10 protein-coding genes, 6 tRNA genes and 3 rRNA genes are annotated in these 15,027 nt (G+C 50.5%); 18 read left to right on the plus strand and 1 reads right to left on the minus strand.

The genetic code is table 11. The features are described from left to right. Positions 1-277: 277 nt before the first annotated feature. The 7 genes from DD586_RS01020 to birA all read left to right on the plus strand — a co-directional run bounded on the left by DD586_RS01020 (position 278) and on the right by birA (position 7,661). Positions 278-1,820, plus strand: a 16S ribosomal RNA gene (locus tag DD586_RS01020). A 69-nt stretch (positions 1,821-1,889) separates the two neighbouring features. After that, positions 1,890-1,966, plus strand: a tRNA-Ile gene (locus DD586_RS01025). Between the two features lie 117 nt (positions 1,967-2,083). Further along, positions 2,084-2,159 (plus strand) — tRNA-Ala (locus tag DD586_RS01030). Between the two features lie 168 nt (positions 2,160-2,327). After that, a 23S ribosomal RNA gene (locus DD586_RS01035) occupies positions 2,328-5,233 on the plus strand. Between the two features lie 128 nt (positions 5,234-5,361). Continuing rightward, a 5S ribosomal RNA gene (rrf, locus tag DD586_RS01040) occupies positions 5,362-5,477 on the plus strand. The 16S, 23S and 5S rRNA genes sit together here with 2 tRNA genes alongside, the layout of an rRNA operon. Positions 5,478-5,667: 190 nt before the next feature. Beyond that, entirely contained in the window at positions 5,668-6,705 is a 1,038-nt protein-coding gene (gene murB / locus DD586_RS01045; RefSeq protein WP_012882954.1) for a UDP-N-acetylmuramate dehydrogenase, read from the plus strand. Further along, complete coding sequence (gene birA, locus DD586_RS01050) at positions 6,702-7,661, plus strand: bifunctional biotin--[acetyl-CoA-carboxylase] ligase/biotin operon repressor BirA (RefSeq protein WP_012882955.1); 960 nt, start codon at positions 6,702-6,704, stop codon at positions 7,659-7,661. Before murB ends, birA begins: the two co-directional genes overlap by 4 nt. Positions 7,662-7,693: 32 nt before the next feature. Here the strand turns inward: birA and coaA are convergent, their stop codons facing one another. Then, positions 7,694-8,644, minus strand: a complete 951-nt coding sequence (coaA, locus tag DD586_RS01055; RefSeq protein WP_012882956.1) for a type I pantothenate kinase — start codon at positions 8,642-8,644, stop codon at positions 7,694-7,696. 625 nt (positions 8,645-9,269) lie between these two features. Here coaA and DD586_RS01060 point away from each other — a divergent pair. The 11 genes from DD586_RS01060 to rplL all read left to right on the plus strand — a co-directional run bounded on the left by DD586_RS01060 (position 9,270) and on the right by rplL (position 14,727). Continuing rightward, positions 9,270-9,345, plus strand: a tRNA-Thr gene (locus tag DD586_RS01060). Between the two features lie 17 nt (positions 9,346-9,362). Continuing rightward, positions 9,363-9,447: transfer RNA gene (locus DD586_RS01065), tRNA-Tyr, on the plus strand. Positions 9,448-9,582: 135 nt separating this feature from the next. Continuing rightward, positions 9,583-9,657, plus strand: a tRNA-Gly gene (locus DD586_RS01070). A 9-nt stretch (positions 9,658-9,666) separates the two neighbouring features. Next, positions 9,667-9,742, plus strand: a tRNA-Thr gene (locus tag DD586_RS01075). A 106-nt stretch (positions 9,743-9,848) separates the two neighbouring features. Next, positions 9,849-11,033, plus strand: coding sequence for an elongation factor Tu (tuf, locus tag DD586_RS01080; protein WP_012882957.1), 1,185 nt, complete (start codon positions 9,849-9,851; stop codon positions 11,031-11,033). A 233-nt stretch (positions 11,034-11,266) separates the two neighbouring features. After that, positions 11,267-11,650, plus strand: coding sequence for a preprotein translocase subunit SecE (secE, locus tag DD586_RS01085; protein WP_012882958.1), 384 nt, complete (start codon positions 11,267-11,269; stop codon positions 11,648-11,650). 1 nt (position 11,651) lies between these two features. Then, positions 11,652-12,197 (plus strand): transcription termination/antitermination protein NusG, encoded by a 546-nt coding sequence (gene nusG, locus DD586_RS01090; RefSeq protein ID WP_012882959.1) that lies wholly within the window; start codon positions 11,652-11,654, stop codon positions 12,195-12,197. Between the two features lie 148 nt (positions 12,198-12,345). After that, positions 12,346-12,774 carry a 50S ribosomal protein L11 gene (gene rplK, locus DD586_RS01095; protein WP_012882960.1) on the plus strand — a complete coding sequence of 143 codons (429 nt, stop codon included), beginning with the start codon at positions 12,346-12,348 and terminating at the stop codon, positions 12,772-12,774. A 3-nt stretch (positions 12,775-12,777) separates the two neighbouring features. Then, the gene (gene rplA, locus DD586_RS01100) at positions 12,778-13,482 is read left to right on the plus strand and encodes a 50S ribosomal protein L1 (protein WP_012882961.1); all 705 of its coding nucleotides are present in this window, start codon (positions 12,778-12,780) and stop codon (positions 13,480-13,482) included. 315 nt (positions 13,483-13,797) lie between these two features. Next, a complete protein-coding gene (gene rplJ, locus DD586_RS01105; RefSeq protein ID WP_012882962.1) occupies positions 13,798-14,295 on the plus strand; it encodes a 50S ribosomal protein L10 in 498 nt (165 codons plus the stop codon). A gap of 66 nt (positions 14,296-14,361) precedes the next feature. Further along, positions 14,362-14,727: a 50S ribosomal protein L7/L12 gene (gene rplL / locus DD586_RS01110; protein ID WP_012882963.1), complete on the plus strand. Its 366-nt coding sequence runs from the start codon at positions 14,362-14,364 to the stop codon at positions 14,725-14,727. The last annotated feature ends 300 nt before the right edge of the window (positions 14,728-15,027 follow it).

Raw genomic sequence — 15,027 nt, forward strand, 5'->3', positions numbered from 1 at the left:
TCCACTGACACGGCAACGGCGAAACGCCAGCGCAGTTTCAGTAAGAAATCAGGCGCATACCGCTTGACTTCTTGTCGGGACAGCATAATATATGCGACCCGCGGCCACGATAAGTGGTGCTGCTCTTTAACAATCAATCAGACAATCTGTGTGGGCACTCGCAGGACGCTTCACTAAAAAATTAGTGAAAGTCTTGAAGAGTGACAACAGTTAATTCATTACGAATAAACAGTAAATTCTTTGAGCACCGTTTTCTTCGGAAAACACATCAAACTTTAAATTGAAGAGTTTGATCATGGCTCAGATTGAACGCTGGCGGCAGGCCTAACACATGCAAGTCGGGCGGTAGCACAAGGGAGCTTGCTCCCTGGGTGACGAGCGGCGGACGGGTGAGTAATGTCTGGGAAACTGCCTGATGGAGGGGGATAACTACTGGAAACGGTAGCTAATACCGCATAACGTCGCAAGACCAAAGAGGGGGACCTTCGGGCCTCTTGCCATCGGATGTGCCCAGATGGGATTAGCTAGTAGGTGAGGTAAAGGCTCACCTAGGCGACGATCCCTAGCTGGTCTGAGAGGATGACCAGCCACACTGGAACTGAGACACGGTCCAGACTCCTACGGGAGGCAGCAGTGGGGAATATTGCACAATGGGCGCAAGCCTGATGCAGCCATGCCGCGTGTGTGAAGAAGGCCTTCGGGTTGTAAAGCACTTTCAGCGGGGAGGAAGGGAGCAGGGTTAATAACCCTGTTCATTGACGTTACCCGCAGAAGAAGCACCGGCTAACTCCGTGCCAGCAGCCGCGGTAATACGGAGGGTGCAAGCGTTAATCGGAATGACTGGGCGTAAAGCGCACGCAGGCGGTCTGTTAAGTTGGATGTGAAATCCCCGGGCTTAACCTGGGAACTGCATTCAAAACTGACAGGCTAGAGTCTCGTAGAGGGGGGTAGAATTCCAGGTGTAGCGGTGAAATGCGTAGAGATCTGGAGGAATACCGGTGGCGAAGGCGGCCCCCTGGACGAAGACTGACGCTCAGGTGCGAAAGCGTGGGGAGCAAACAGGATTAGATACCCTGGTAGTCCACGCTGTAAACGATGTCGATTTGGAGGTTGTGGTCTTGAACCGTGGCTTCCGGAGCTAACGCGTTAAATCGACCGCCTGGGGAGTACGGCCGCAAGGTTAAAACTCAAATGAATTGACGGGGGCCCGCACAAGCGGTGGAGCATGTGGTTTAATTCGATGCAACGCGAAGAACCTTACCTACTCTTGACATCCAGAGAAGCCTGCAGAGATGCGGGTGTGCCTTCGGGAGCTCTGAGACAGGTGCTGCATGGCTGTCGTCAGCTCGTGTTGTGAAATGTTGGGTTAAGTCCCGCAACGAGCGCAACCCTTATCCTTTGTTGCCAGCACGTAATGGTGGGAACTCAAGGGAGACTGCCGGTGATAAACCGGAGGAAGGTGGGGATGACGTCAAGTCATCATGGCCCTTACGAGTAGGGCTACACACGTGCTACAATGGCGTATACAAAGAGAAGCGACCTCGCGAGAGCAAGCGGACCTCATAAAGTACGTCGTAGTCCGGATTGGAGTCTGCAACTCGACTCCATGAAGTCGGAATCGCTAGTAATCGTAGATCAGAATGCTACGGTGAATACGTTCCCGGGCCTTGTACACACCGCCCGTCACACCATGGGAGTGGGTTGCAAAAGAAGTAGGTAGCTTAACCTTCGGGAGGGCGCTTACCACTTTGTGATTCATGACTGGGGTGAAGTCGTAACAAGGTAACCGTAGGGGAACCTGCGGTTGGATCACCTCCTTACCGAGTAGAAGTGCCTGCGTGGTGTCCACACAGATTGTCTGATGAAGAAGATGAGCAGTAAAACCTTATAGGCTTGTAGCTCAGGTGGTTAGAGCGCACCCCTGATAAGGGTGAGGTCGGTGGTTCAAGTCCACTCAGGCCTACCAACTCTACTTGTCCTTGAAACGTTCACGAACTGCGTTGACGATGTGCTTTTGCACGGAGCGCGACGGGGTATGCAGTGTTTCTGTGGCTAAGCGGGTTGAAAAGGTTGATGCATCTATGGGGCTATAGCTCAGCTGGGAGAGCGCCTGCTTTGCACGCAGGAGGTCTGCGGTTCGATCCCGCATAGCTCCACCATTTACGAATGACTTCAGAGTGTACTGGCAACAGTATGCTGCGAAGTATTCTGCTCTTTAACAATCCGGAACAAGCTGAATAATTTGAAACGACGGCATGTGAGTGTGAATTCATGTGTTGTTGGAGTCTCTCAAAATACTCATATCCCGAGACACTTTCGGGTTGTGAGGTTAAGCGACTAAGCGTACACGGTGGATGCCTAGGCAGTCAGAGGCGATGAAGGGCGTGCTAATCTGCGAAAAGCGTCGGCAAGGTGATATGAACCGTTATACCCGACGATACCCGAATGGGGAAACCCAGTGTGATTCGTCACACTATCACACACTGAATCCATAGGTGTGTGAGGCGAACCGGGGGAACTGAAACATCTCAGTACCCCGAGGAAAAGAAATCAACCGAGATTCCCCCAGTAGCGGCGAGCGAACGGGGAGGAGCCCAGAACCTGAATCGGCTTGTGTGTCAGTGGAAGCGTCTGGAAAGGCGCACGGTACAGGGTGACAGTCCCGTACACGAAGATGCACAGGTCGTGAGTTCGACGAGTAGGGCGGGACACGTGGTATCCTGTCTGAACATGGGGGGACCATCCTCCAAGGCTAAATACTCCTGACTGACCGATAGTGAACCAGTACCGTGAGGGAAAGGCGAAAAGAACCCCGGCGAGGGGAGTGAAATAGAACCTGAAACCGTGTACGTACAAGCAGTGGGAGCACCTTTAGGGTGTGACTGCGTACCTTTTGTATAATGGGTCAGCGACTTATATTCTGTAGCAAGGTTAACCGAATAGGGGAGCCGCAGGGAAACCGAGTCTTAACTGGGCGTCTAGTTGCAGGGTATAGACCCGAAACCCGGTGATCTAGCCATGGGCAGGTTGAAGGTTGGGTAACACTAACTGGAGGACCGAACCGACTAATGTTGAAAAATTAGCGGATGACTTGTGGCTGGGGGTGAAAGGCCAATCAAACCGGGAGATAGCTGGTTCTCCCCGAAAGCTATTTAGGTAGCGCCTCGTGAACTCATCTTCGGGGGTAGAGCACTGTTTCGGCTAGGGGGCCATCCCGGCTTACCAACCCGATGCAAACTGCGAATACCGAAGAATGTTATCACGGGAGACACACGGCGGGTGCTAACGTCCGTCGTGAAGAGGGAAACAACCCAGACCGCCAGCTAAGGTCCCAAAGTCATGGTTAAGTGGGAAACGATGTGGGAAGGCCCAGACAGCCAGGATGTTGGCTTAGAAGCAGCCATCATTTAAAGAAAGCGTAATAGCTCACTGGTCGAGTCGGCCTGCGCGGAAGATGTAACGGGGCTAAAACCATGCACCGAAGCTGCGGCAGCGACACAATGTGTTGTTGGGTAGGGGAGCGTTCTGTAAGCCTGTGAAGGTGGCCTGTGAGGGCTGCTGGAGGTATCAGAAGTGCGAATGCTGACATAAGTAACGATAATGCGGGTGAAAAACCCGCACGCCGGAAGACCAAGGGTTCCTGTCCAACGTTAATCGGGGCAGGGTGAGTCGACCCCTAAGGCGAGGCTGAAAAGCGTAGTCGATGGGAAACAGGTTAATATTCCTGTACTTGGTGTTACTGCGAAGGGGGGACGGAGAAGGCTATGTCATCCGGGCGACGGTTGTCCCGGTTTAAGCGTGAAGGTGGGTGGACCAGGCAAATCCGGTCTGCTGTTAACACTGAGGCGTGATGACGAGGCACTACGGTGCTGAAGTGACAGATGCCCTGCTTCCAGGAAAAGCCTCTAAGCATCAGGTAACATTAAATCGTACCCCAAACCGACACAGGTGGTCAGGTAGAGAATACTCAGGCGCTTGAGAGAACTCGGGTGAAGGAACTAGGCAAAATGGTGCCGTAACTTCGGGAGAAGGCACGCTCTTGTGGGTGAAGTCCCTTGCGGATGGAGCTGACGAGAGTCGCAGATACCAGCTGGCTGCAACTGTTTAATAAAAACACAGCACTGTGCAAACACGAAAGTGGACGTATACGGTGTGACGCCTGCCCGGTGCCGGAAGGTTAATTGATGGGGTTATCCTCAGGGAGAAGCTCTTGATCGAAGCCCCGGTAAACGGCGGCCGTAACTATAACGGTCCTAAGGTAGCGAAATTCCTTGTCGGGTAAGTTCCGACCTGCACGAATGGCGTAATGATGGCCAGGCTGTCTCCACCCGAGACTCAGTGAAATTGAACTCGCTGTGAAGATGCAGTGTACCCGCGGCAAGACGGAAAGACCCCGTGAACCTTTACTATAGCTTGACACTGAACCTTGAGCCTTGATGTGTAGGATAGGTGGGAGGCTTTGAAGTGTGGACGCCAGTCTGCATGGAGCCAACCTTGAAATACCACCCTTTAATGTTTGATGTTCTAACCTGGGCCCGTAATCCGGGCTGGGGACAGTGTCTGGTGGGTAGTTTGACTGGGGCGGTCTCCTCCCAAAGAGTAACGGAGGAGCACGAAGGTTAGCTAATCCTGGTCGGACATCAGGAGGTTAGTGCAAAGGCATAAGCTAGCTTGACTGCGAGAGTGACGGCTCGAGCAGGTGCGAAAGCAGGTCTTAGTGATCCGGTGGTTCTGAATGGAAGGGCCATCGCTCAACGGATAAAAGGTACTCCGGGGATAACAGGCTGATACCGCCCAAGAGTTCATATCGACGGCGGTGTTTGGCACCTCGATGTCGGCTCATCACATCCTGGGGCTGAAGTAGGTCCCAAGGGTATGGCTGTTCGCCATTTAAAGTGGTACGCGAGCTGGGTTTAGAACGTCGTGAGACAGTTCGGTCCCTATCTGCCGTGGGCGTTGGAAGATTGAGGGGGGTTGCTCCTAGTACGAGAGGACCGGAGTGAACGCACCGCTGGTGTTCGGGTTGTCATGCCAATGGCACTGCCCGGTAGCTACGTGCGGAAGAGATAACCGCTGAAAGCATCTAAGCGGGAAACTTGCCCCGAGATGAGTCTTCCCTGGGCCCTTGAGGCCCCTGAAGGGACGTTCGAGACGAGGACGTTGATAGGCTGGGTGTGTAAGCGTAGCGATACGTTGAGCTAACCAGTACTAATGACCCGAGAGGCTTAACCTTACAACACCGAAGGTGTTTTGGTGAGAGACTAAAAGTAGAATTTAGCTTGTTCGAGGATTGGATGGCGTGGTGTAGCGATACACGGCGACATGAAGAATCAGGGCGTTGAAAGACGTCAAAAGAATTTGCCTGGCGGCGAGAGCGCGGTGGTCCCACCTGACCCCATGCCGAACTCAGAAGTGAAACGCCGTAGCGCCGATGGTAGTGTGGGGTCTCCCCATGCGAGAGTAGGGAACTGCCAGGCATCAAACAGAGAACCCCCGGTTAGCGCCGGGGGTTTTTTTTATGCCCACAACCCGGGTGGCCGCGTTAATCCACCAGGTAATCACTTCCGGCATCTAACGCTTTCAGTACGATTTGCGAATAAAACATCCCTCAATAATGACTCAGGATCAGTTAGACTATGACTAACTGTTTACTGGGTATCTAGCGCCATGACGAGTTCTGCCATATCTCTCCAAGCATTTAATTCTTTCTCCTTATCGGCCTTTGCGACAGATGTTGTCATTGTCGAAAATGCAACAGAACTGTTGTCTGAGTGGCAGCGCGCTCGTCAGCGTGGGTTGCCAACTCTTATATTGGGAGAAGGGAGCAATATACTCTTCCTTGGGGATTTTCACGGTATCGTCCTTATCAATCGGCTCAAGGGCATTGAGGCTGATGAGACCGAATCTGAATGGATGCTCCATGTAGGGGCTGGTGAGAACTGGCATCAGTTAGTGGAATATACGTTAGCACACCAGATTGCTGGTTTAGAGAATCTTGCCTTAATTCCGGGATGTGTTGGGTCTGCTCCTATTCAGAATATTGGCGCTTATGGGGTGGATTTAAAACGTGTCTGTACTTATGTCGATGTGCTTAATCTGAATACAGGTAAGGTAACCCGACTAAATGCACAGGAGTGCCGGTTTGGGTACCGCGATAGTATTTTTAAACATGAATATCAGAATGGTTTCGCCATTATTGCTGTAGGGTTGTGTTTATCCAAGAATTGGAAACCTATTCTGGAATATGGTGAGCTTACCCGGCTTGATCCAATGACAGTGACATCAAGAGATGTGTTTGATGCTGTCTGCCAGATGAGACGAAGTAAATTGCCCGACCCTGTGGTAATGGGGAACGCAGGGAGTTTCTTCAAAAACCCGGTTGTTCCTTCAGCAATTGCTGAGTGTATTCTGAAACATTATCCGAATGCGCCGCATTACCCTCAACCAGCGGGTGATGTAAAAATAGCGGCAGGCTGGTTGATCGATCAATGTGGGCTAAAAGGGTATCAGATAGGTCAGGCAGCTGTGCATGATAAGCAAGCTCTTGTGCTGGTAAATAAAGGTGGCGCAAACAGTGATGAGTTGATTGCACTGGCTCGTTATGTCAGGAATCAAGTCGCAGCAAAGTTTGATGTGTGGCTTGAACCTGAAGTACGTTTTATTGCCGCTGAAGGGGAAGTTGATGCGGTGGAGGTGTTGTCGTGAAAGATTATACCGTCCCGCTAAAGCTAATCTCCATTCTTTCTGATGGGGCATTCTACTCAGGAGAATATCTCGGCGAACTGATGGGGATGAGTCGTGCCGCTATCAATAAACATATCCAGACCATTAGAGAGTGGGGGCTGGATATATATACGGTAACGGGGAAAGGTTACGCATTTTCATCTCCGATTCAGTTGCTTGATGCAGATGAGATCTGCTCAAAAATACCCGATGGTAATATCGCCGTTTTACCGGTTATCGATTCTACCAACCAATATCTTCTGGACCGCCTTGACTCAATATCATCAGGCGATGCCTGCATTGCCGAATATCAGCAGGCTGGGCGAGGGCGTCGTGGGCGGCAATGGTTCTCTCCTTTTGGCAGCAATCTCTATTTATCCTTATATTGGCGTTTGGAACAAGGACCAGCCGCTGCAGTTGGTGTCAGCCTGGTGATCGGTATCGTTATGGCAGAGGTTCTGCACCAGTTGGGGGCTGACGGGGTGCGAGTAAAATGGCCTAATGATTTGTATCTGAATGATAGGAAGCTGGCCGGCATCCTCGTAGAGCTAAATGGCCGCACAGGTGATGCCGCGCATCTGGTAATTGGTGCAGGCATTAATCTGCGAATGAATTCATCGGGTTCAAATGTGATTAATCAAGGATGGATTAATTTGCAGGAGGCTGGAATTGATATTGATCGCAATAGTCTTGCGGTGAAACTTATCACGGAACTGCGTACAGCATTAGCTGTTTATGAACAACAAGGGCTGGCACCCTTTATTTCTCGCTGGAGTTCACTGGATAATTTTTATAACCGTACTGTGAAGTTGATTGTCGGCAACCGGGAAATAGTTGGAGTTGACAAGGGGATCGATAGCCAGGGCGCACTGCTACTGGAGCAGGATGGTGAAATTCGGTCTTATATCGGCGGTGAAATTTCCTTGCGTGGATGGTAAGTAATAGAGGGGTTATTATCACCCCCTCTATTTTATTTTCTTAAACGAACACACTCGACGGCGTGATTGGCGCTCTTTGTCATAATCAGACTGGCTCGCTCACGCGTTGGTAATATATTCTGCTGTAAATTCAGCCCATTAATTTCTAACCACAGTTGAGATGCGATGTTAACAGCTTCTTCTTTCGTCAGCTTTGCATAGTTGTGGAAGTAAGAATCCGGATTAGTAAAAGCGCCTTCCCTGAATTTAAGAAAACGGTTGATATACCAGCTCTTTAGAAGGTCTTCCGGCGCATCGACATAAATCGAGAAATCCACAAAATCGGATACAAAAACACGATGAGGATCGTGAGGATAATCCATTCCGCTTTGCAGTACGTTGAGTCCCTCAAGGATCAAAATATCCGGCTGCTCTATGACTTTATTGCAGTCGGGAACAATGTCATAAGTTAAATGTGAATATGTCGGTGCAGTTACCCAAGGAACGCCGGATTTTATTTCAGAGACGAATTTCACCAGACTATGCATGTCGTAAGACTGGGGGAATCCTTTTTTCTTCATCAGGTTTTTTTGTTGCAACACTTTATTGGGATGAAGAAAGCCATCGGTAGTAATCAGCTCAACTTTACGATGTTCTGGCCAACGGCTGAGTAATGCCTGTAGTACACGCGCCGTTGTGCTTTTTCCCACGGCAACGCTGCCAGCAATACCGATGATGTAGGGAATTTTCTGCCCGTCGGTTCCCAGAAACTGTTCTAGTACCGCCTGACGCCGTAAATTGGAGCTGATGTAGAAATTCAGCAGACGGGACAATGGCAGATAAATTTCTGCAACCTCATCTAAAGACAAATCTTCGTTAATGCCCTTGAGCTTGATGATTTCATCTTCAGTCAGGGTCAATGGCACCGAATCTCGTAAGTTGGCCCACTGCTGGCGATTGAATTGAAGATAAGGCGTGGCGAAAGATTGCGCTTTATTAGTCATAAATATGTTTCTGCTTGACGCTACCGGTAAGGAAGGGAAACAGCCAGGTTTCAGTGCATGAAACTGAGACACCGGAAAGCTGGACAGGTAACAGCCACAGCGTCCTTTCCTGATAATAATTTATCGTCCAACAGGCAGGTTACCACCATGGGGGTCAGGAAAAGAAGCAAAAATCTGCATCGACCCCGATACCTGTGATAAAGGCATCAGGATGAACAGTATAGAAGCATATGCGCTATACGATGCAAGATTGGAATATGTTCTCGTGCATGTCTATTGGGTGGGTTATCGGGTCGAGATCGCGATGCAGGCGTAAGACGCATAAAAGTGACTAAATACGTAATCTCATACTCCGAAGTGCCTAAAGAGGAATAATGTTGCTTTTGGGTATGCCTTGGGATGAGTAAAGCGCCGACAATGGCAAGCGGCATATCATTGAACGAAGACTTGGAAAACCTCATGTTCAGGCGGCTTTCAGTCTGTTTCCTGATGTTTATTTGCTCGAATAACTGGTAGTAATGTGAAACAGTATCCGATTTTGTGCAAAATCTAAGCGATAGCGCATTTTGGGCAATTTTTTTGTTGCATAGACCGGTCCCTCTGCCTAGAATGCGCAGCACTTGATGCCGGCTTAGCTCAGTAGGTAGAGCAACTGACTTGTAATCAGTAGGTCGCCAGTTCGATTCCGGCAGCCGGCACCATCAAGTACATACAATCAGGTGGGGTTCCCGAGCGGCCAAAGGGAGCAGACTGTAAATCTGCCGTCACAGACTTCGAAGGTTCGAATCCTTCCCCCACCACCAAATTCAATCCTGGCAACAGGATGCAATCGATGCGGTAGTGATAACAAAACCGAATCGAAAAAAGCAAGGTAACAATATAAAATTGTACCTTGCTTTGATGTTATACAGAGAAATCAGGTAGCCGAGTTCCAGGATGCGGGCATCGTATAATGGCTATTACCTCAGCCTTCCAAGCTGATGATGTGGGTTCGATTCCCACTGCCCGCTCCAATTAGATGTGCTGATATAGCTCAGTTGGTAGAGCGCACCCTTGGTAAGGGTGAGGTCGGCAGTTCGAATCTGCCTATCAGCACCACTTCTTTATTTTCCTCCTGATTTTCTTTCTGTTAAAAGCTCAGCAAGTAATTGCTTGGTTGATGTGGTGATACCACCGATTTATCCGTGTCTTAGAGGGACAATCGATGTCTAAAGAAAAATTTGAACGTACAAAACCGCACGTTAACGTCGGTACTATCGGCCACGTTGACCATGGTAAAACAACGCTGACCGCTGCCATCACTACCGTTCTGGCAAAAACCTACGGTGGTCAGGCTCGTGCATTCGACCAGATCGACAACGCGCCGGAAGAAAAAGCGCGTGGTATCACCATCAACACCTCTCACGTTGAATACGATACCCCGACTCGTCACTACGCGCACGTTGACTGCCCGGGACACGCCGACTACGTGAAAAACATGATCACCGGTGCTGCCCAGATGGACGGCGCGATCCTGGTAGTTGCTGCGACTGACGGCCCGATGCCGCAGACGCGTGAGCACATCCTGCTGGGTCGTCAGGTAGGCGTTCCGTACATCATCGTGTTCCTGAACAAATGCGACATGGTTGATGACGAAGAGCTGCTGGAACTGGTTGAGATGGAAGTGCGTGAGCTGCTGTCTCAGTACGACTTCCCGGGCGACGACACGCCGGTAATCCGCGGTTCCGCGCTGAAAGCGCTGGAAGGCGATGCCGAGTGGGAAGCGAAAATCATCGAACTGGCTGAAGCGCTGGACAGCTACATTCCGGAACCGGAGCGTGCGATTGACAAGCCGTTCCTGCTGCCGATCGAAGACGTATTCTCCATCTCCGGCCGTGGTACTGTAGTTACCGGTCGTGTAGAGCGCGGCATCATCAAAGTAGGTGAAGAAGTGGAAATCGTGGGTATCAAAGACACCACGAAAACCACCTGCACCGGCGTTGAAATGTTCCGTAAACTGCTGGACGAAGGCCGTGCGGGCGAGAACGTGGGTGTTCTGCTGCGTGGTACTAAACGTGATGAAGTTGAGCGTGGTCAGGTACTGGCCAAACCGGGCTCAATCAAGCCGCACACTCAGTTCGAATCTGAAGTGTACATTCTGAGCAAAGACGAAGGTGGCCGTCATACGCCGTTCTTCAAAGGCTACCGTCCGCAGTTCTACTTCCGTACCACTGACGTGACTGGCACCATCGAACTGCCGGAAGGCGTGGAAATGGTTATGCCTGGCGACAACATCAAGATGGTAGTAAACCTGATCGCCCCGATCGCGATGGACGACGGTCTGCGTTTCGCAATCCGTGAAGGTGGCCGTACTGTAGGCGCCGGTGTGGTTGCTAAAGTTATCGCTTAATTGCTGATAAAATTTGACGCAACATGCGGTAAAAGGGCATCATTTGATGCCCTTTTTCTACGCTGTTGTCGTAGAACCTATCTCATCAGCGATTGTGCAGTATAATCATTGGTGAGATGGGCTCTGTGTAAGCGGTGTGAGTCCCGGATAGCTTGAGGTTAGAACGCATCCGGTCTGGTTTGCCCTTACGGCAGGGCAAAATTATTTGTCTGAATCTAGTGACAGGTTGGTTTATGAGTGCGAATACCGAAGCTCAGGAGAGCGTGCGTGGTCTCGAGGCGCTGAAATGGCTGGTCGTTGCAGTATTACTGATCGCGGCAATTGTAGGTAACTATTACTACCGTGAATTCAGCTTGCCTTTGCGTGCGCTGGCTGTCGTTGTTTTAATTGCTGCTGCAGGCGGCGTGGCATTGCTGACGACGAAAGGCAAAGCAACGGTGTTGTTTGTGCGTGAAGCCCGGACCGAAGTTCGCAAGGTGATCTGGCCCACCCGACAGGAAACGCTGCACACCACTCTGATCGTTGCTGCTGTAACTGCCGTTATGTCGCTGATTCTGTGGGGACTGGATGGCATTCTGGTGCGTCTGGTATCGTTCATTACTGGCCTGAGGTTCTAAGATGTCTGAAGCTCCAAAGAAACGTTGGTACGTCGTTCAGGCGTTTTCTGGCTTTGAAGGTCGCGTAGCGCAGTCTTTGCGTGAGCATATCAAACTCCATAGCATGGAAGACCACTTTGGCGAGGTCATGGTGCCGACTGAGGAAGTGGTTGAAATTCGTGGTGGCCAGCGTCGTAAGAGTGAACGTAAATTCTTCCCAGGCTATGTATTGGTACAGATGGTGATGGACGATGCCAGCTGGCATTTGGTCCGCAGTGTCCCTCGTGTCATGGGATTCATCGGGGGAACCTCCGATCGTCCTGCGCCGATCAGCGATAAAGAAGTCGACGCTATCATGAATCGTCTGCAACAGGTGGGCGACAAGCCACGGCCTAAGACGCTGTTCGAACCGGGCGAGATGGTACGCGTCAACGATGGCCCGTTTGCCGATTTCAACGGTGTGGTGGAAGAAGTCGATTACGAGAAGAGCCGCCTGAAGGTATCTGTTTCTATCTTTGGTCGTGCAACCCCTGTTGAGCTGGATTTCAGCCAGGTGGAAAAAGGCTAATTATTGCCTGAATGTGATACTTGTATCTGGCGCGAAATTGACCTACAATTTCGCGCCTTTGTTTTATGCGTCATTGAGACGTGTAACATGTTTATAAAACGCGGGGAGCTTCTTTGCGAAGCGCTATTACCCATTAGAGGAAAGTTAAATGGCCAAGAAAGTACAAGCCTATGTCAAGCTGCAGGTTGCAGCTGGTATGGCTAACCCGAGCCCGCCAGTCGGTCCGGCTCTGGGTCAGCAGGGTGTTAACATCATGGAATTCTGTAAGGCATTCAACGCCAAGACAGAAAGCCTGGAAAAGGGTCTGCCGATTCCGGTTGTTATCACTGTTTACGCCGACCGTTCCTTCACTTTCGTTACCAAAACTCCGCCGGCATCTGTACTGCTGAAAAAAGCAGCTGGCATTAAGTCTGGTTCCGGTAAGCCGAACAAAGACAAAGTAGGTAAAGTGACCCGTGCTCAGGTTCTGGAAATTGCCCAGACCAAAGCAGCGGACATGACGGGTGCCAACGTGGAAGCCATGGCGCGTTCCATCGAAGGTACTGCTCGTTCCATGGGCCTGGTAGTGGAGGACTAAGAAATGGCTAAGCTGACCAAGCGCATGCGCGTGATCCGTGAAAAAGTTGATGTAACCAAACAGTATGACATCAACGAAGCCGTTGCCCTGCTCAAAGAGCTGGCCACTGCTAAATTTGTTGAAAGTGTTGACGTTGCCGTAAACCTGGGCATCGACGCACGTAAATCCGACCAGAACGTCCGTGGCGCAACTGTACTGCCGCACGGTACTGGCCGTTCCGTTCGTGTTGCCGTATTTACCCAGGGTGCTAACGCTGAAGCTGCTAAAGCAGCCGGCGCTGAGCTGGTAGGTATGGAAGATCTGGCTGACCAGATCAAGAAAGGCGAAATGAACTTTGACGTTGTTATTGCTTCTCCGGATGCAATGCGCGTTGTTGGCCAGCTGGGTCAGGTTCTGGGTCCGCGTGGCCTGATGCCGAACCCGAAAGTTGGTACTGTAACCCCGAACGTTGCTGAAGCAGTGAAAAACGCTAAAGCAGGTCAGGTTCGTTACCGTAACGACAAGAACGGTATCATCCACACCACCATCGGTAAGGTTGATTTCGACGCTGACAAACTGAAAGAAAACCTGGAAGCTCTGCTGATTGCGCTGAAAAAAGCAAAACCGGCTCAGGCTAAAGGCGTGTACATCAAGAAAGTTAGCATCTCCACCACCATGGGTGCTGGTGTTGCCATCGATCAGAGCGGTCTGAACGCAGTCGCTAACTGATAGCTTTTGTTCCTCTTTACCCGGGCGAGGGATTTCTTTATAATCTTACGCCCGTTGTTCTGTAAATGAACAAGAGACGATTTTTTCGGTTGGAGCCTGGCCTATCCAGGCCTCCGTCCAAGACCGCAGGTGTTTCGTCAGAAACTTAATTTTCCTGCGTAGACGGTGACAGAGCCTAAAGAACATTTTTATTCTTTTTTAAAGAATAGTCCTGCTGGATTCTGCTCACCGTGTTTTAACGCCTGTCTACTAAGTTGGTGGCGGGTGAAGTGAGTTCCGGAAATTTTTTCCGGCTAAATCCAGGAGCAAAAGCTAATGGCATTAAATCTTCAAGACAAACAAGCGATTGTTGCTGAAGTCAGCGAAGTTGCCAAAGGCGCGCTGTCTGCGGTAGTTGCGGATTCCCGCGGCGTTACCGTAGATAAAATGACTGAACTGCGTAAAGCAGGTCGTGAAGCTGGCGTATACATGCGTGTTGTTCGTAACACCCTGCTGCGCCGCGTCGTTGAAGGCACTCAATTCGAATGCCTGAAAGACACGTTTGTTGGTCCGACCCTGATTGCATACTCGATGGAACACCCGGGCGCAGCTGCTCGTCTGTTCAAAGAGTTCGCGAAAGCGAATGCAAAATTTGAGGTCAAAGCGGCAGCCTTTGAAGGTGAGTTGATTCCGGCGGCTCAAATTGACCGTCTGGCTACTCTGCCGACTTACGAAGAAGCAATTGCACGCCTGATGGCGACCATGAAAGAAGCCTCTGCAGGCAAACTGGTCCGCACTCTGGCTGCTGTTCGCGATCAGAAAGAAGCCGCGTAATCGCGCTTTTCCTGTTATCGCATTTGCTAACGTATAAACTTTTTCTGATTGTTAGGAACAATTGTCATGTCTATCACTAAAGATCAAATCATTGAAGCAGTAGCCGCTATGTCTGTAATGGACGTTGTTGAGCTGATCTCTGCAATGGAAGAAAAATTCGGCGTTTCTGCTGCTGCCGCTGTTGCTGTAGCTGCTGCTCCGGCTGAAGCTGCTGAAGAGAAAACTGAATTCGACGTTATCCTGAAAGCTGTTGGCGCTAACAAAGTTGCTGTTATCAAAGCAGTACGTGGCGCAACTGGCCTGGGTCTGAAAGAAGCTAAAGACCTGGTTGAATCTGCTCCGGCTGCCCTGAAAGAAGGCGTGAGCAAAGATGACGCTGAAGCTCTGAAGAAATCTCTGGAAGAAGCTGGCGCTGAAGTTGAAGTTAAATAAGCCAACCCTTCCGGTTGCAGCCTGATTTATCAGGCTGATGGCTGGTGACTTTTTGGTCACCAGCCTTTTTGCGCTGTAGGGTGCCGGTAGCGTTTCACACTGTTTGACTGCCGGTTTCCCATCAATGCTTGTTTCTATCGACGACTTAATATACTGCGCCAGAGCAGTCTGTTCTGTGTAAAGCGCAATGAAATGGTTTAAGAGTGATAGAAACAGGTATTGCGGAATGTGTTCCATATTCCGATCGACATAAATGGTGTTGCATGAACCGTCCTTATCAGGGCGGACAAAGTGGGTCGA

It is taken from the genome of Dickeya parazeae Ech586 (genome assembly GCF_000025065.1).
In the GTDB taxonomy this organism is placed as follows: domain Bacteria; phylum Pseudomonadota; class Gammaproteobacteria; order Enterobacterales; family Enterobacteriaceae; genus Dickeya; species Dickeya zeae.

Bases quoted from the DNA above. Each gene is read 5' to 3' on its own strand.
- tuf (WP_012882957.1), top strand. From the start codon at position 9,849: ATGTCTAAAGAAAAATTTGAACGTACAAAACCGCACGTTAACGTCGGT.
- secE (WP_012882958.1), top strand. From the start codon at position 11,267: ATGAGTGCGAATACCGAAGCTCAGGAGAGCGTGCGTGGTCTCGAGGCG.
- murB (WP_012882954.1), top strand. From the start codon at position 5,668: ATGACGAGTTCTGCCATATCTCTCCAAGCATTTAATTCTTTCTCCTTA.
- rplK (WP_012882960.1), top strand. From the start codon at position 12,346: ATGGCCAAGAAAGTACAAGCCTATGTCAAGCTGCAGGTTGCAGCTGGT.
- rplA (WP_012882961.1), top strand. From the start codon at position 12,778: ATGGCTAAGCTGACCAAGCGCATGCGCGTGATCCGTGAAAAAGTTGAT.
- rplL (WP_012882963.1), top strand. From the start codon at position 14,362: ATGTCTATCACTAAAGATCAAATCATTGAAGCAGTAGCCGCTATGTCT.
- nusG (WP_012882959.1), top strand. From the start codon at position 11,652: ATGTCTGAAGCTCCAAAGAAACGTTGGTACGTCGTTCAGGCGTTTTCT.
- rplJ (WP_012882962.1), top strand. From the start codon at position 13,798: ATGGCATTAAATCTTCAAGACAAACAAGCGATTGTTGCTGAAGTCAGC.
- coaA (WP_012882956.1), bottom strand. From the start codon at position 8,644: ATGACTAATAAAGCGCAATCTTTCGCCACGCCTTATCTTCAATTCAAT.